The following is a 15,454-nucleotide window of genomic DNA, read 5'->3' as shown; positions in this document are numbered from 1 at the left end:
CCGGTAGGGGCTGGGTGATCAGCCGAGGTTGACCAGCGGAGTCAGCCCCCGAGCCGCCTCGGGCGCCGTCTCGAGACCGGTAACGGCCAACCAGTTGGCGATCATGGCGTAGCCGCCCTCGGTGAGCACCGACTCGGGATGGAACTGCACGCCGAAGATCGGCGCCGATTCATGACGCGCGCCCATGATCACGCCGCCCTCGGTCCGCGAGGTCACGACGAGCTCGTCGGGAACCGTGGAATCCACGACGGCCAGCGAGTGGTAGCGCGTGGCCCTGAAGGGCTGGGGAACGCCCCGATAGAAGTCACTGTCGTCGTGACTGATCAACGACGTCTTTCCATGCATGAGTTCCTCGGCGTGGGTCACGGTCGCGCCGAGCGCCTCCGCGATGGCCTGGTGGCCGAGGCACACTCCGAGCAGCGGAAGGCCCGACGACAGCGCGGCCGTCACGATGGGGATCGACACCCCCGCCGCCGCCGGCGTGCCCGGACCGGGAGAGAGCAGCACACCGTCGTACTCGGCGATACGCGACGCGGCTTCGCCTGCCGGGAAGGAATCGTTGCGCACGACATCCGTCGTCGCCCCCAACTGCAACAGGTAGCCGTTCAGCGTGTAGACGAAGCTGTCGTAGTTGTCGATCACCAGGATGCGTGTCATGTTCCCACCGTCACATCGTTCACGTTCACGAAGGTGTTGAGCCACGGAAACACGAACAGAACCAATACGGCGAGCACCGCCGCGAAGAAAAGCACAATCAGAATCACGCGCAGCCACAGAGGGCCGGGCATCAGTCGCCAGAGAGCTGCGTACATGGCCGTCCTAACTGTTCGCCGTGACGGCCGCGCGGATCGCGGGCGGGGCTCCGGCGGATGTCGGCTGCCAGGACTCGAGAGACGCGTAGGCGATGATCCGCTCGGCCGCCGAGAACATCGGATTGCAGCTCGTCATCGTGAGAATGCGATCGGTCGGGGCGACACCGGCGAACTGCGGCACCGGATCGAGCACGCCGACACCGGTGGGCCGCACGTATTCGAGGCCGCGGAACTCGTAGGTGTAGTAGCCGTCCTGCGTCTGCACGTAGATCCTGTCGCCCACCTGCAGGCTCGCGAGAGGCTTGAAGGGCGCCCCATGGGTGGTGCGATGCGCAGCCACGGCGAAGTTGCCCACCTGGCCCGGCATCTGCGTGCCCGGGTAGTGGCCGATACCGTTCTTGTCCAGCACCTTCGCGGTCTCGACGCCCTCGGAGATGGATCGCGCGTAGTCCGCGCCGAACCGGGGCACGTACATGACCGCGAACTTCACGGCATCGCCGGGAGCGATCGCCACGAGGGGGTCGCCGAAGTCTGTACCGGGGGCTGTTTCGTGCTCATGGGTGGGCGCCGTCGCATCCCACCCCTGGGCGAGCGCGGCACCGGCCTTGTTCTGGTCTGCGCCAACGATGATGTCGTTGAGCCACAGCTGCCAGCCGAGGAAGAGGAACACCAGCACCCCGGCGGTGATGAACAACTCACCGAGGATTCCGATCGCGCTCACCCGGTTCCGACGCCTCGGCGCGACGGTATCCGCCTGCCTTTGCCGGTGCTCGCTCATGGTCTCGATTCTAAGTGTTCGGTCCGAATGCCCGGACGGGGGAGCCTCGCCTCGGGCCTGTGGGGGCTTTCAGGCTAGAATTCCGGCATGGCAAGATCCACTCCGCGCACCAAGGCCGTTGCTTCCGAAACGAATCGTTCGGGGGACGACGCTCCGAACCCGGTCTGGTTCAAACCGATCATGTTCGGTCTCATGCTCATCGGCCTCGCCTGGATCATCGTCTTCTACGTGAGCCAGGGCACTCTTCCCGTTCCGCAGTTCGACCAGTGGAACATCCTCATCGGCTTCGGAATCCTCTTCGTGGGCTTCCTGATGACCACTCGCTGGCGCTGATCCCGCGCCCCCGCACAGGGGCAATTACACGCGTGTAATTATCCCCAGTGTGGAAAAGCCTGTGGATAACTCCGGGCTCATGCGCCGATGAGCTGCACGCCGGCGAAGGTCGCCCCGATCAACACCACGAAGACCCCGGCGAGTGAGACCACTTGGATGCCTCGCCGGCTGCGGTCGCGGGTGCGCACCAGGAGGAAGGCGACGAGTGCTCCGACGAGCAGCCCGCCCACGTGTGCCTGCCAGGCGATACCCGGCACGATGAAACCGATCACCAGGTTGATCACGATCACGATGATGAGCTGACGGCTGTTGCCGCCGAGGTGGCGGGCGATCACGAAGTAGGCACCGAACAGTCCGAAGATCGCGCCGGATGCCCCGATGACCGCCGAGCCCGGACTGCTGAGCAGCACAGCCACGGAGCCGCCGAATCCGCTCAACAGGAACAGCGCAAGGAAGCGCCATCGCCCCACCAGCCGTTCGAGCTCCGGTCCGAGCACGAAAAGCGAATACATGTTGAAGAGGATGTGGATGATCGATCCGTGCACGAACAGGGACGTCAGCATCCGCCACGGCTCGATCGACGTGTACGGGGGGTAGTACAGCAATGCACTGACGATCGGGCTGCCCCGCCCGACGAGCTGGCCGGTGAGTGCCTCGGCCGCGAACACGATCACGCAGAGTGCCATGATCACATACGTGACGAGCGGAGCCCCGGGCTGAGCCATTCGACGCACCGAGGTGACGACGGCAGGCTTCGTGCGCGGGGCACTCTGCCGCGACTCGCGCATGCATTCTGGGCAATGCACACCGACGGCGGCCGGTGTCTGGCATTCGGCACAGATCGTGCGTCCGCAGCGCTGGCAGAGGATGAAACTCTGGCGATCCGGATGCCGGTAGCAGAAGTCGTCGGCGTTGGCCGACCCCTCGCTCACTGTGCGTTCACGAGGAGTCGACCGGATCGGTGCATCAGACCTCGTCGATTGTGACCGACTTGATCACGATGTCTTCGAGGGGACGATCGTTGCGGTCCTTCTTCACGGCCTCGATCTTCTTGACGACGTCGCGGGATGCCTCGTCGGCGACCTCGCCGAAGATGGTGTGCTTTCCCTGAAGCCAGGTGGTGGGAACCGTCGTGATGAAGAACTGCGAGCCGTTGGTGCCCTTTCCTCCGCGACTGCCGGCGTTCGCCATGGCGAGGAGGTACGGCTTGGTGAAGGTGAGCTCCGGGTGGATCTCGTCGTCGAAGTTGTAGCCCGGTCCGCCGGTCCCCTGGCCGAGGGGGTCACCGCCCTGGATCATGAAGTCGTCGATGATGCGGTGGAAGACGACCCCGTCATACAGCTTGTCCTTGGACACCTTTCCGGTGCCCGGGTGGGTCCACTCGATGTCGCCCGCGGCGAGACCGACGAAGTTCTTCACGGTCTTGGGAGCGTGGTTGCCGAACAGGTTGACCTTGATGTCACCTTCGGTGGTGTGGAAAGTTGCGGTGTGGGTGTGCGTAGACATGCCTATATTCTCCCACAGCAATGCCTAGCGTTCAGGGTTCGTCCAGTCAACCGGGTTTGTCTGTGCAGGCCTGCGTGCGAAGATGGATAAATTCTCCGTCCGACTACTGGAGGTCCCCTTGGCACTGTCACGTAAGCGCGCGAAAGAATTGAAGCGACTCCGGTCCGCTGCATCCGATCTCTGGGATGACCAGAAGGATGTTCTCGAGCACGCCTCCCACGTCGTTCGCGAGGCCGGTCGCCAGGCGGCCAATGCCGGGCGCGAAGAAGTCGCCCCGCGGGTGCGCGACACCTACGACCACCGGGTGCGCCCGGTCGTCGACCTCGGAGTGGCCTCCGGTCGCGCCGTCGCTGACACCGCGCGAGACAAGGTGCAGCGCGACGTGCTCCCGGCAGTCTCCTCCGCACTCGCCTCGGCCCTCGCCGTGCTCGAGGTCTCCAAGGACCCCCGCGTGCGCGAAGCGCTCAGCAACGTTCGCAACGCCGGAAACCAGCTCGGCGCCAAGGTCGGTGTCGTTCAGCCCAAGCCCCAGCCGGGCCCGGGACGCTACATCCTCATCGCCCTCGCCGTCGTCGCGGCTGCCGGGGTCGCTTACGCGGCCTGGCAGACCCTTCGCGCCGACGACGAGCTCTGGGTCAGCGACGAAGAAGCGGATGACCCCATCGCGCCCGCGTCGGCGCGCGCGTAGTCGCACCCCACCGCGGTACATAAGCAGATCGGCCACGGACTCTCTGGCTGTCGCACATACACGGACTCTCTGGCTGTCGCACATAAAGGACACTTCACGACGGGTGTCGCTCGAGAGGCTCATCGGCCGCTCGGGTGACACCCGTTCGTGTGTTCCCCGTCGCAGCGGATGACTAGAAACCGTCACGAGCGAGCGAAACTCCCACAACACAAAACCCCCAGTCACGAAGGACCGGGGGTGGAGTACAGACTGTGGAGCTTAGGAGAATCGAACTCCTGACCTCCGCCTTGCAAAGGCGGCGCTCTACCAATTGAGCTAAAGCCCCGGAAATCCGTCGAACGGATTCCGAGTGGGGATACCAGGACTTGAACCTGGGACCTCTTCGTTATCAGCGAAGCGCTCTAACCGCCTGAGCTATATCCCCATTGCCCCGATTCACTCGAGGGCAGATACGAGAGTATCGCACCTGTCGAGTTTCAACGAATCGAGCGCCGAACCCCGTTAGTTGTTGGTGAAACCGACCAGCAGGCCACCGGTGATGCGCACGCTGAAGTTGTACAGCATCGCCGTTATCGCCCCGAGAGCGGTGCCGACAACGGTGTTGAGAATGGCGACAACCACGGCGAACAGGCCGACCTGCGCGAGCGAGAAACTCGCCGTCACGCTGAAGGTCGGCTCATTGAGGATGTCCTGCAGCACGCTGTCGAGCTTGCCGAAGATCCCCGTGCCGTCGAGCACGACCCAGACGAGCATGCTCGCCACGATCAGGATGATCCCGAGCGTGATCGCGATCAGGAACGACAGCTTCACGGCAGACCAGAAGTCGACGTACACGAGCTTCAGGCGAACCTGCTTCGTGGCCGTGGCCCGCTGGGATTTTCGCTGGAGTTTTTCGGCGACGCTACTCATCTACGGACTCGTCCTTTCCGGTCTGGATTTCTCCGGCCGGCTGCTCCTCATCGGGAACATCCAGACCTTCGGCTTCCAGATTGCGTTCACTGTTCTTCGCGACTGCGATGATCTTGTCGTCGTCCGCGAAACGTGCGAAGACTACGCCCATAGTGTCACGACCCTTGGCCGGCACCTCGGCGACAGACGAGCGTACCACCTTGCCACTGGCCAGAACCACAAGCACCTCGTCGTCATCCTCGACGATGAGCGCACCGGCGAGATCCCCGCGGGCTTCCTGCAGCTTGGCCACCTTGATGCCGAGTCCGCCGCGATTCTGCACCCGGTACTGGTCCGCGGCGGTGCGCTTGGCGAACCCGCCTTCGGTCACCACGAAGACGAATCCGGTGTCCGCGACGACGGATGCATCGAGCAGGGTGTCCTCGTCGCGGAAGTGCATTCCGATCACGCCGGAGGTGGCGCGGCCCATCGGTCGCAGCGCGTCATCGGAGGCGGTGAAGCGGATGGACATGCCCTTGCGGGAGACGAGCAGCAGGTCCGAGTCCTCTTCCACGAGCATCGCCGAGACGAGTTCGTCGTCTTCGCGGAGGTTGATCGCGATGATGCCGCCGGTGCGGTTGGTGTCGTATTCCGACAGCAGGGTCTTCTTCACCAACCCCCCGCGGGTGGCCAGGGCAAGGTACTTGGCCACCTGGTAGTCGCGGATATCCAGGATCTGTGCGATCTCTTCATCCGGCTGCAGGGCGAGCAGGTTCGCGACGTGCTGGCCCTTGGTGTCGCGGCCGCCCTCCTGCACCTCGTAGGCCTTCGCGCGATAGACCCGACCCTTGTTCGTGAAGAACAGCAGCCAGTGGTGGGTGGTCGTGACGAAGAAGTGCTCCACCACGTCATCCGCGCGCAGCTGTGCGCCCTTGACGCCCTTGCCGCCCCGGTGCTGGCTGCGGTAGTTGTCGCTTCGCGTGCGCTTGATGTAGCCACCGCGGGTGACGGTGATCACCATCTCCTCTTCGGGGATGAGGTCTTCCACGTTCATGTCGCCGTCGAAACCGAACATGATCTCGGTGCGACGGTCGTCCCCGTACTTCGCGATGAGCTCCGTGAGCTCCTCGCTCACGATGTCGCGCTGGCGCTGCGGGCTCGCCAGGATCGCCTTGAAGTCCGCGATCTCGAGTTCGATCTTCTCGGCCTCCTCGATGATCTTCTGGCGCTCGAGTGCGGCGAGGCGGCGCAACTGCATCTCGAGGATGGCACGGGCCTGCTGTTCGTCGATCTCGAGCAGCGTCATGAGCCCGTCGCGGGCATCCTCGACGGTCGCCGAACGACGGATCAACGCGATGACCTCGTCGAGCGCATCGAGGGCCTTGAGATATCCGCGCAGGATGTGGGCGCGCTCTTCGTGCCGGCGCAGCCGGAACGCGGTGCGGCGCACGATCACGTCGATCTGGTGGTCGCTCCACGCCGTGATGAACCCGTCGATGGCGAGCGTGCGTGGGATCCCGTCCACGATCGCGAGCATGTTCGCGCCGAAGTTCTCCTGCAGTTGGGTGTGCTTGTAGAGGTTGTTGAGCACGACCTTCGCCACGGCGTCGCGCTTCAGCACGATCACGAGTCGCTGGCCGGTGCGGCCGGAGGTCTCGTCGCGGATGTCCGCGATGCCCGTGATCTTCTGCTCCTTCACCAGCTCCGCGATCTTGAGCGCGAGATTGTCGGGGTTCACCTGGTACGGCAGCTCCGTCACCACGAGGCAGGTGCGACCCTGGAGCTCCTCCACGTTGACGACCGCGCGCATCGTGATCGATCCACGTCCCGTGCGGTACGCGTCCTGGATGCCTTTGAGGCCGAGGATCTGCGCTCCGGTGGGGAAGTCCGGTCCCTTGATGCGCTGGATGAGCGCTTCGACGAGCTCCTCCTGCGAGGCATCCGGATTGGCCAGGTGCCAGAGTGCGCCCTCGCCGACCTCACGGAGGTTGTGCGGGGGGATGTTGGTGGCCATGCCGACAGCGATTCCCACCGAACCATTGACGAGCAGGTTCGGAAAGCGGCTCGGGAGCACGAAGGGCTCCTGGGTGCGACCGTCGTAGTTGTCCTGGAAGTCGACGGTCTCTTCCTCGATGTCCCGCACCATCTCCATCGCGAGCGGGGCCATCTTTGTCTCGGTGTATCGATGCGCCGCGGCACCGTCGTTTCCGGGAGATCCGAAGTTGCCCTGGCCGAGAGCCAGCGGATAGCGGAGGCTCCACGGCTGCACGAGTCGCACGAGGGCGTCGTAGACCGAGGAGTCGCCGTGCGGGTGGAACTGCCCCATGACGTCGCCGATGACGCGGGTGCACTTGGAGAATCCCTTGTCCGGGCGGTAGCCGCCGTCGTACATCGCGTAGATCACGCGTCGGTGCACCGGCTTCAGGCCGTCGCGCACCTCGGGAAGGGCGCGCCCGACGATCACGCTCATCGCGTAGTCGAGGTAGGAGCGCTGCATCTCGAGCTGGAGGTCGACCTGCGTAATCTTGTCGTGGGCGAGGTCGATCTCGCGGCCCGCGATCTGCGGCTCCGCGTCGTCCGGGGGTGTTACATCAGCCATTTTGTTACCTTCTCAGCAGTGGTGATCGAGTGGGGCCGCCTGCGGCCCGTATCGAGATCCGGTGGTGTGGTCTCGATCCGCACCGAAGACGGCGCCACTCGACCAGGGAATGTCTAGATGTCGAGGAACCGCACGTCTTTGGCGTTCTTCTGGATGAAACTGCGTCGCGACTCCACGTCTTCACCCATGAGGGTGGAGAAGATCTCATCGGCCGCGGCCGCATCGTCCAGGGTCACCTGGAGCAGTGTGCGGGTCACCGGGTCCATGGTGGTCTCCCACAGTTCCTTGTAGTCCATCTCGCCGAGGCCCTTGTAGCGCTGCACTCCGCTGTCCTTCGGCATCCGCTTTCCCGCGGCGGATCCGGCGGCGAGGAGGGCATCCTTCTCACGGTCGCTGTAGACGTACTCGTGCGGAGAATTCGTCCACTTGAGGCGGTAGAGCGGGGGCTGGGCCAGATACACGTAGCCCAGGTCGATGAGAGGGCGCATATAGCGGAACAGAAGAGTGAGCAGCAGGGTCGTGATGTGCTGCCCGTCCACATCGGCATCGGCCATGAGCACGATCTTGTGATAGCGGGCCTTCTCGGGGTTGAAGTCCTCGCCGACCCCGGCACCGAAGGCGGTGATCATGGCCTGCACCTCGTTGTTGGCGAGGGCACGGTCGAGCCGCGCCTTCTCCACGTTGAGGATCTTGCCGCGCAACGGCAGGATCGCCTGGAACTCCGGATTGCGCCCCTGAACGGCGGAACCGCCGGCCGAGTCACCCTCCACCATGAAGATCTCGCTGAGCGAGGGATCGTTGCTCGAGCAGTCCCGCAGCTTTCCGGGCATCCCGCCGGATTCGAGCAGTCCCTTGCGCCGGGTCTGCTCGCGCGCCTTGCGGGCCGCGAGCCGGGCAGCGGATGCCTGGATCGCCTTGCGGATCACGTCGCGGGCCTGAGTGGGGTTGCGGTCGAACCAGTCTCCGAGCTGGTCACCGGCGACCCGCTGTACGAAGGACTTCGCGATGGTGTTTCCGAGCTTGGTCTTCGTCTGGCCCTCGAATTGCGGTTCGGCGAGCTTCACCGAGATGACTGCGGTGAGACCTTCGCGCACGTCGTCACCGGTGAGGTTCTCGTCCTTCTCCTTGATGATCCCCTTCTCACGGGCGTACTTGTTGACCAGGGTGGTGAGCGCGGCGCGAAAACCCTCTTCGTGGGTTCCCCCCTCGTGGGTGTTGATCGTGTTCGCGTAGGTGTGCACGCTCTCCTGGTAGGAGGTGGTCCACTGCATCGCGACCTCGAGCGAGATCTTGAGTTCCTTGTCCTCCAACTCGAAGGAGATGACATCCGGATGCACGACCTCGACCTTCTTCGCGGAGTTGAGATACTCCACGTAGTCCACGAGGCCCTTCTCGTACATATAGGTGACGCTCACGGTCTCGTCCGACTCGAGTTCCCGCTCATCGGTGAGCGTGATCGCGAGGCCCTTATTGAGGAACGCCATCTGCTGGAAGCGCGCGCGCAGCGTCTCGTAGTCGAAGACCACGGTCTCGAAGGTCTCCGGGCTCGGCCAGAAGGTCTGGGTGGTGCCGGTTTCGTCCGTGGCCTCACCCTGCGTCAGGGGGCCCGTCGGCACCCCGTTGTTGAAACTCATGCGCCAGACGTGTCCCTGGCGACGCACTTCGGTATCCACCTCGCGGGACAGCGCATTCACGACGGAAATTCCGACGCCGTGCAGACCGCCCGATACCGTGTACCCGCCGCCGCCGAACTTTCCGCCCGCGTGAAGGATCGTCATGACGACCTCGACGGTCGACTTGTTCTCCTGTTTGTTGAGATCGACCGGGATGCCGCGGCCGTTATCGACGACACGGATGCCACCGTTCTTCAACATGGTGATGAGGATGGTGTCGCAGTACCCGGCGAGTGCCTCGTCGACGGAGTTGTCGACCACTTCGTACACGAGGTGGTGCAGGCCGCGAGGACCGGTGGAGCCGATGTACATGCCGGGACGTTTGCGCACCGCCTCGAGTCCCTCGAGCACCTGGATCTGATCTGCTCCGTAGCTGTCTTCAGATTCGGAATTCGAGCGGTTCGCTGCCATGTGAAATTAGGCTCCTGCCAGGTAGATCGATTGTTCGTTCGCGGCTCAGGTTCCCCAGAAGGGAGCTGCCATGACGACTCTGTAATTCTACCAAACCCTCGGGGCCCATAGGCGCGAATCGGCGATCTGGGGACTTAGATCTGCCATGGCGACCTGTTTTGCCCTGTCAACCGTAAGTATCGCGCGGACCACGCCCTGGGATTGATCTGGGGCCGCGTTTCCAGGAGGGGGCACCCGGTCCTTCGAATCGCACCGAGTCGATGCCGGCATCCGGATACCTCGCGACGATGCGACTCATGATCTGCACACGCATGAGCCGAAGCTGGGTCGCCCAGGCGGTCGAGTCACACTTGACGGTAAGAACACCCTCCTCGATTCCGACCGGCGCCGAGTGCTCTGCAGTGTCGGCTCCCGCGATCTCCAGCCACGATGCCAGCAACTCCGAGCGCGCCAACGGCGAGCTCCACCCCAGTTTCGAGGTCAGCGAGTCCATGACTGCACCGAGTCCTTCCGGATCGCGCCCTCCTCCGAAGGGGATCGTCGACCCGGGCTCCTTCTTCGCCCGCTTGCGTGCGTCGGCGGATCTGCTCGAGCCATCACCGAAGACGCGACGAAACCGCAGGTACACCGATACCGGCTCGGATTCCTCCGGAGCATCCGCCATGTCCTTCATCGCGCGACCGTCACGGTGCAGCCGCCTCGACGATGGTGCCCCGCGAGATATGCACGGTGTTGCCGGTGAGCTCCTGCGGAACATCCTCGAACACCGCGGCGGTGATGAGAACCTGCTCGAAGTCCCGCACGGCAGCGGCCAGGCGAGCGCGTCGCGAGGCATCTAGTTCGGCGAAGACATCATCGAGCATGAGAACCGGATCTCCCGTGGACGACTCCCGCCTCAGCAGAATGGCCGACGCGAGCTTCAGAGCGAGAGCGAACGACCACGATTCCCCATGGCTGGCGTAGCCGCGCGCGGGCAGGGAGTTGAGTTCGAGCACCAGATCGTCGCGGTGTGGCCCCACCAGGGTGATCCCCCGCTCCAGTTCGCTGCGGCGCCGGTGCGCGAGCGTGTTGCGGAACGAGACAGCGGCTTCACCTGCCGAGATGATGCCCCGACTCGATCCGCCCGGTTCGACGTCCTCTTCTCCCGCACTATCGGGGGCGGAACCCGCCGCGAAGATGCTGAGTTGGTTGGCCAGACCCGCCTTGTGATCCTCGCCCGCGACTGACGTGTATGCGGCCGCGACCTCGGGCGACAACTCCGCGACGAGAGTCGTTCGGGCTTCGATCAGTTGCGACCCGAGCGCGACCAGACGTTCATCCCAGATGTCGAGGGTGGAGAGCTTGTCTCCACGCACTCCGGAAGCCCTGGCGGACTTGAGCAGCGTGTTGCGCTGTCGCACCACCCGGTCGTAGTCGGCGATCACTCCCGAGATGCGGGGCGACCGCAACACGAGGAGCTCGTCGAGGAATCTCCTCCGCCCTGCCGGATCCCCTCTGATCAGCGCCAGATCCTCCGGGGCGAACAACACGCTGGAGAAATAGCGGGGCAGCTCCCGAGTCTTGATCACCGAACGGTTGATCTGGGCGCGGTTGGGCGCCGATCTGTTGAGTTGCACCTCAGCGAGGATCTGTCGCTCGCCGTTCTCGAGGCGGGCGCGGATGATCGCGGAGTCGGTCCCCTGCCGGATCATGGCGTGGTCCATCGACACCCGATGCGACCCGAGGGTGCTGAGGTAGGCGAGGGACTCGACCAGGTTGGTCTTGCCCTGCCCGTTGCTGCCGACGAACAGGTTGGCTCCGGCGGAGAGGGCGACCTCCGCGGAACTGTAGTTGCGAAAATCGGTGAGGCTGAGGTGGGTGACGATCACAGCATCAGTCGACGGCTTTGACCGAATGCCCGCCGAACTGGTTGCGCAGCGCGGCAACGGCCTTCATGGCGGGAGAACCCTCCGGCTGGCGTGACACGAATCGCGCGAAGATCGACGCACTGATGGTCGGAACCGGAACGGCGTTGGCGAGTGCTTCCTCGATGGTCCAACGACCCTCTCCAGAATCCTCCACATAGCCTTCGATGTTGGTGAACTCCGGGTCTTCCTCCAGGGCGCGCACGAGCAGTTCCAGAAGCCAGGAACGCACCACGGTTCCGCGCTGCCAGGCCTTGAATGTGCCGGTGACGTCCTTGATGATGTCGTCGCGCTTGTCGAGCAGCTCATAGCCCTCGGCGTAGGCCTGCATCAACGCATACTCGATGCCGTTGTGCACCATCTTCGCGTAGTGTCCGGCACCGATTTCGCCCACGTGCACGAATCCCTCTTCGCGCGGGCCTTCCGGTCGAAGGGCATCGAAGATCGGCATCAACAGGTCGATGTTCTTCTTGTGACCGCCCACCATCAGGCCGTACCCGTTCGCCAATCCCCAGATACCCCCGGAGACACCGGCATCCACGTACTCGATTCCCTGTGCCGAGACCTGCTCGGCGTGCTTGATGTCTTCCGTGAAGCGCGAATTGCCACCGTCGATGATGATGTCGCCGGATTCGAGCACCCCGGCCAAGTCGGTGACCACCGAGTCGGTGATAGCGCCGGCCGGCACCATCACCCAGACGACGCGCGGCGTGGGAAGGGCCTTCACCAGGTCGGCGAGACTCGCGACGTCCGTCACATCGGGGTTGCGGTCGTAACCGGTGACCTCGATGTCGTGCGCACGCAGGCGCTCGCGCATGTTGTTACCCATTTTGCCGAGACCGACGAGACCGATGTGCATGTCAGAACTTCCTTAGGGATGTCGCGGGGTGAAGTTACCTGAGCAGCAGGTTGGGCTGCAGGAGGTACTTGTAATTATCCGCGCCCGGCTGGTCCTTAGACGACTGACTCGTGATCAGCACCGGTCCCGGCTTGTTGGGATTCTCGGTCTTGGTGAAGGAGATCCGCACGAATTCGGAGTGCACAGCTCCGAGACCGTCGAGCAGGAAGGCCGGCTTGAGAGAGACCACCGTGTCTCCTCCACTGAGGTGCGCATCGATGGACTCGGAGGCCTGAGCCTGTTCCGATCCGATGGCCTCGAGGGTTACTCCGTCGATCGTGAAGGTGAAGCGGAGGGCTGCCTCTCGTTCGAGCACGAGGGACACCCGCCTCACTGCTTCGATGAGTTCGGCCGTGTTGATGACCGCGTAGTTGTCCACAGTCTCCGGAAAAAGCCGTTTGACCGGTGGGAAGTTGCCTTTGATCAGCAAGGATGTGACGGTCTTTCGATCGGCGCGGAAGGCGATGAGCTCACGATCGTCGGTGTTGGTGATCGCCACAGAGATCGTGCCGCTGTGGCCGAAGGTCTTGCCGATCTCCTGCAGCGTGCGCGCCGGAACCAGGGCGGTGAGAGTCTCGGTCGATCCGGTCTCTCCGGAATCCCAATCGATGGCACGCACCGCAACGCGGTAGCGGTCGGTGGCCACCATTGTCAGGCTGTTCTCGGACACCTCGAGCTGCACCCCGGTGATCACCGGAGTCACATCGTCACGGGATGCCGCGACCGCGACCTGGGCAACGGCGGTCGCGAAGGCGTCTGCCGGCAGCAGTCCCGATTGTGCGGAGACCTGCGGCAGGGTGGGATACTCCTCCACCGGCATGCTGAGAAGTGTGAATTTCGCCGGTCCGCAGGTGACCGAGATGCGTCCTTCCTCGGTCGAGAACTGCACCGGAGCATTGGGAAGGCGGCTGGCGATATCGGCTAGAAGTCGCCCGGAGACCAGGATCTTGCCCTGTTCCGTAATGTCAGCCGCGATCTCCGTCTGCGCGGATACCTCGTAGTCGAACGACGAGAGCGTGAGGCCGGTCTCGGTGGTCTCGATGAGCACGCCGCTGAGGATCGGCAGGGTCGTGCGCTGGGGCAGGAGTTTCACCGCAAAGGAGACGGCTTCACTGAAGACGTCGCGATTGACCTGGAACTTCATGGGCACCCCTTGCTATCGAACCTGCTATCGAATTGGCGCTCTCGGAGCGAGCGGTGATCCGGGAGGTTAATACTGGCACAGCCGGTTCTTACCTCCGACCCAAGGGTTATCTTCTCCAAAATAATTGTCATTAAGGATTAACACTCTTAACCGTTGTGCGATCTGTGAATAACTCTGTCGATGGTCGTCGAGAGCGGGGAACTACAACAGTGTGAGTTGTGGGGAAGATGTGGCATTCGACGGCGAATCGAGGATGCTGCCTCGCATTCGCTCGAGGGACTTTCCACAGGGCGGGTTTTGATTGCACAGTGTTTATCGGCGTGTTCCACAGTTATCCACAGGTTATCCACACTGCGAGACTGAGTCGTCTACCTTGGCGCTTAGATCGAGTTGTAGCGGTGATTCTGCTTGATGCGGCTGGTGAGTTCCGTTACCTGGTTGTAGATCGAGCGACGTTCTTTCATGAGTTCGGTGATCTTCTTGTTGGCGTACATCACCGTGGTGTGGTCGCGGTTGCCAAAGAGTTGGCCGATCTTGGGGAGGGACAGGTTGGTCATCTCCCGGCAGAGGTACATCGCGATCTGCCGGGCGGTCGCGACGGCCTGGGACCGGGACGAGCCATAGAGATCGTCGACGGTGAACTTGAAGTACTCCGCGGTGTGGTTGATGATGTCGACCGGCGCGATGACGTTGTCGTCGTCGAGGGTGATCAGGTCCTTCAGCACGGTCTGGACGAGCGCGAGGTCGACGGGTGTGCGGTTGAGGCTGGCGAAGGCGGTGACCCGGATGAGGGTCCCCTCGAGTTCGCGGATGTTGGAAGAGACCTTCGTTGCCATGTACTCCAGGATCTCGGCACTCACCTGCAGCTTCTCGCTCTGGGCCTTCTTGCGCAGAATGGCGATGCGGGTCTCGAGGTCGGGCGCCTGAACATCCGTGATCAGTCCCCATTCGAACCGGGACCGCATGCGGTCCTCGAACCCGGTGAGGGCCTTCGGCGGCAGGTCACTGGTGATGACCACCTGCTTGTTGTGGTCGTGGAGGGTGTTGAAGGTGTGGAAGAAAGCTTCCTGCGTCTCCACCGCCCGCTGTAGAAACTGGATGTCGTCGATGAGCAGGATGTCGATCTCGCGATAGCGCGACTGGAAAACCGAGGCACGGTTGTTGGCGATCGAGTTGATGAAGTCGTTGGTGAACTCCTCGGAACTCACATACCGCACACGGATGCCCGGGTAGAGACTCTCGGCGTAATGGCCGATCGCGTGGAGGAGGTGGGTCTTACCGAGGCCGGAGTCCCCGTAGATGAAGAGGGGGTTGTAGGCCTTCGCCGGCGCCTCGGCCACCGCGACCGCCGCGGCATGAGCGAACCTGTTGGACCCTCCGATGACGAAGTTGTCGAAGTTGTATTTCGGATTGAGCCGCGAATCAGCCCGGCGTGTGCCGGAAGCGATCCCTTCGGTGGGGGGCGTCGGTGCCATCGGCTGCTCGATGTAGGGCTGCGGCTGCTGTTCGAGCGCATCGGCCGAGGGATGGCTGAGGGCGTCGTGGGCGATCTCCGGGTTCACGACGATCGCGAAATTACTGACCGACTGTTCGCCGTCGAGCCCGTTCAGCGCGTCGAGGAGCGGCAATCGGATACGTTGTTCGAGCATTCCGCGGGTCAGGTCGTTGGGTACCTCGAGATAGAGCGTCGCCGCCATGACACCTTTGGGTTCGACCAGGCTGAGGAATCCCTGGAGCTGGGGGGTGATCCGGTCGTCAGTGCGCAGAGTCGTGAGTACGGATGTCCAGATCTCCTGGGTTGAATCCGTGATGTCACTCAT

15 protein-coding genes and 2 tRNA genes are annotated in these 15,454 nt (G+C 63.3%); 2 read left to right on the top strand and 15 right to left on the bottom strand.

What is annotated here, in order from left to right; genetic code table 11:
- Positions 1 to 18: 18 nt before the first annotated feature.
- The 3 genes from F1C58_RS00085 to F1C58_RS00075 are packed head-to-tail and all read right to left on the bottom strand — an operon-like array spanning position 19 to position 1,590.
- Positions 19 to 657 (bottom strand): aminodeoxychorismate/anthranilate synthase component II, encoded by a 639-nt coding sequence (locus tag F1C58_RS00085; protein WP_185202047.1) that lies wholly within the window; start codon positions 655 to 657, stop codon positions 19 to 21.
- Positions 654 to 812: a hypothetical protein gene (locus tag F1C58_RS00080; protein ID WP_185202046.1), complete on the bottom strand. Its 159-nt coding sequence runs from the start codon at positions 810 to 812 to the stop codon at positions 654 to 656. Before F1C58_RS00080 ends, F1C58_RS00085 begins: the two co-directional genes overlap by 4 nt.
- Before the next feature lie 7 nt (positions 813 to 819).
- Positions 820 to 1,590, bottom strand: coding sequence for a class E sortase (locus F1C58_RS00075; RefSeq protein WP_185202045.1), 771 nt, complete (start codon positions 1,588 to 1,590; stop codon positions 820 to 822).
- An 87-nt stretch (positions 1,591 to 1,677) separates the two neighbouring features.
- On the opposite strand from F1C58_RS00075, the gene F1C58_RS00070 reads away from it, so the two are divergent.
- Positions 1,678 to 1,923, top strand: coding sequence for a cell division protein CrgA (locus tag F1C58_RS00070; RefSeq protein ID WP_185202044.1), 246 nt, complete (start codon positions 1,678 to 1,680; stop codon positions 1,921 to 1,923).
- A 77-nt stretch (positions 1,924 to 2,000) separates the two neighbouring features.
- Here F1C58_RS00070 and F1C58_RS00065 read toward each other — a convergent pair whose 3' ends face one another.
- Both F1C58_RS00065 and F1C58_RS00060 read right to left on the bottom strand, forming a co-directional pair.
- Positions 2,001 to 2,711 (bottom strand): rhomboid family intramembrane serine protease, encoded by a 711-nt coding sequence (locus F1C58_RS00065; RefSeq protein ID WP_255461170.1) that lies wholly within the window; start codon positions 2,709 to 2,711, stop codon positions 2,001 to 2,003.
- A gap of 178 nt (positions 2,712 to 2,889) precedes the next feature.
- Positions 2,890 to 3,429 carry a peptidylprolyl isomerase gene (locus F1C58_RS00060; protein WP_185202042.1) on the bottom strand — a complete coding sequence of 180 codons (540 nt, stop codon included), beginning with the start codon at positions 3,427 to 3,429 and terminating at the stop codon, positions 2,890 to 2,892.
- 118 nt (positions 3,430 to 3,547) lie between these two features.
- Here F1C58_RS00060 and F1C58_RS00055 point away from each other — a divergent pair, with 118 nt between their 5' ends.
- Complete coding sequence (locus tag F1C58_RS00055; RefSeq protein ID WP_185202041.1) at positions 3,548 to 4,117, top strand: hypothetical protein; 570 nt, start codon at positions 3,548 to 3,550, stop codon at positions 4,115 to 4,117.
- 252 nt (positions 4,118 to 4,369) lie between these two features.
- Here the strand turns inward: F1C58_RS00055 and F1C58_RS00050 are convergent.
- The 10 genes from F1C58_RS00050 to dnaA all read right to left on the bottom strand — a co-directional run bounded on the left by F1C58_RS00050 (position 4,370) and on the right by dnaA (position 15,454).
- Positions 4,370 to 4,442 (bottom strand) — tRNA-Ala (locus tag F1C58_RS00050).
- Positions 4,443 to 4,467: 25 nt separating this feature from the next.
- Positions 4,468 to 4,541: transfer RNA gene (locus F1C58_RS00045), tRNA-Ile, on the bottom strand.
- Between the two features lie 77 nt (positions 4,542 to 4,618).
- The gene (locus F1C58_RS00040) at positions 4,619 to 5,026 is read right to left on the bottom strand and encodes a DUF3566 domain-containing protein (RefSeq protein WP_185202040.1); all 408 of its coding nucleotides are present in this window, start codon (positions 5,024 to 5,026) and stop codon (positions 4,619 to 4,621) included.
- On the bottom strand, positions 5,019 to 7,604 hold the full coding sequence (gene gyrA, locus F1C58_RS00035) for a DNA gyrase subunit A (protein WP_185202039.1): 2,586 nt from the start codon (positions 7,602 to 7,604) through the stop codon (positions 5,019 to 5,021). Before gyrA ends, F1C58_RS00040 begins: the two co-directional genes overlap by 8 nt.
- Positions 7,605 to 7,717: 113 nt before the next feature.
- Entirely contained in the window at positions 7,718 to 9,688 is a 1,971-nt protein-coding gene (gyrB, locus tag F1C58_RS00030; protein ID WP_185202038.1) for a DNA topoisomerase (ATP-hydrolyzing) subunit B, read from the bottom strand.
- Between the two features lie 166 nt (positions 9,689 to 9,854).
- Positions 9,855 to 10,361: a DUF721 domain-containing protein gene (locus F1C58_RS00025; protein WP_255461169.1), complete on the bottom strand. Its 507-nt coding sequence runs from the start codon at positions 10,359 to 10,361 to the stop codon at positions 9,855 to 9,857.
- A 10-nt stretch (positions 10,362 to 10,371) separates the two neighbouring features.
- On the bottom strand, positions 10,372 to 11,556 hold the full coding sequence (gene recF / locus F1C58_RS00020) for a DNA replication/repair protein RecF (RefSeq protein WP_185202037.1): 1,185 nt from the start codon (positions 11,554 to 11,556) through the stop codon (positions 10,372 to 10,374).
- 4 nt (positions 11,557 to 11,560) lie between these two features.
- On the bottom strand, positions 11,561 to 12,451 hold the full coding sequence (gnd, locus tag F1C58_RS00015) for a phosphogluconate dehydrogenase (NAD(+)-dependent, decarboxylating) (protein ID WP_185202036.1): 891 nt from the start codon (positions 12,449 to 12,451) through the stop codon (positions 11,561 to 11,563).
- A gap of 34 nt (positions 12,452 to 12,485) precedes the next feature.
- Positions 12,486 to 13,634 carry a DNA polymerase III subunit beta gene (dnaN, locus tag F1C58_RS00010; protein ID WP_185202035.1) on the bottom strand — a complete coding sequence of 383 codons (1,149 nt, stop codon included), beginning with the start codon at positions 13,632 to 13,634 and terminating at the stop codon, positions 12,486 to 12,488.
- Positions 13,635 to 14,014: 380 nt separating this feature from the next.
- Entirely contained in the window at positions 14,015 to 15,454 is a 1,440-nt protein-coding gene (gene dnaA, locus F1C58_RS00005) for a chromosomal replication initiator protein DnaA (protein WP_185202034.1), read from the bottom strand.

Origin of the sequence: Glaciihabitans sp. INWT7, assembly GCF_014217685.1 — a bacterium.
GTDB lineage: Bacteria > Actinomycetota > Actinomycetes > Actinomycetales > Microbacteriaceae > Lacisediminihabitans.
Note: the sequence above shows the minus strand (reverse complement) of the source record. Positions and strands in the feature narration are given on the sequence as shown.

Coding starts and splice junctions, on each gene's coding strand:
- gyrA (WP_185202039.1), bottom strand. CDS start 7,604: ATGGCTGATGTAACACCCCCGGACGACGCGGAGCCGCAGATCGCGGGC.
- F1C58_RS00075 (WP_185202045.1), bottom strand. CDS start 1,590: ATGAGCGAGCACCGGCAAAGGCAGGCGGATACCGTCGCGCCGAGGCGT.
- F1C58_RS00025 (WP_255461169.1), bottom strand. CDS start 10,361: ATGAAGGACATGGCGGATGCTCCGGAGGAATCCGAGCCGGTATCGGTG.
- F1C58_RS00060 (WP_185202042.1), bottom strand. CDS start 3,429: ATGTCTACGCACACCCACACCGCAACTTTCCACACCACCGAAGGTGAC.
- dnaN (WP_185202035.1), bottom strand. CDS start 13,634: ATGAAGTTCCAGGTCAATCGCGACGTCTTCAGTGAAGCCGTCTCCTTT.
- F1C58_RS00040 (WP_185202040.1), bottom strand. CDS start 5,026: ATGAGTAGCGTCGCCGAAAAACTCCAGCGAAAATCCCAGCGGGCCACG.
- gyrB (WP_185202038.1), bottom strand. CDS start 9,688: ATGGCAGCGAACCGCTCGAATTCCGAATCTGAAGACAGCTACGGAGCA.
- F1C58_RS00080 (WP_185202046.1), bottom strand. CDS start 812: ATGTACGCAGCTCTCTGGCGACTGATGCCCGGCCCTCTGTGGCTGCGC.
- F1C58_RS00065 (WP_255461170.1), bottom strand. CDS start 2,711: ATGCGCGAGTCGCGGCAGAGTGCCCCGCGCACGAAGCCTGCCGTCGTC.
- F1C58_RS00070 (WP_185202044.1), top strand. CDS start 1,678: ATGGCAAGATCCACTCCGCGCACCAAGGCCGTTGCTTCCGAAACGAAT.
- F1C58_RS00085 (WP_185202047.1), bottom strand. CDS start 657: ATGACACGCATCCTGGTGATCGACAACTACGACAGCTTCGTCTACACG.
- gnd (WP_185202036.1), bottom strand. CDS start 12,451: ATGCACATCGGTCTCGTCGGTCTCGGCAAAATGGGTAACAACATGCGC.
- dnaA (WP_185202034.1), bottom strand. CDS start 15,454: ATGAGTGACATCACGGATTCAACCCAGGAGATCTGGACATCCGTACTC.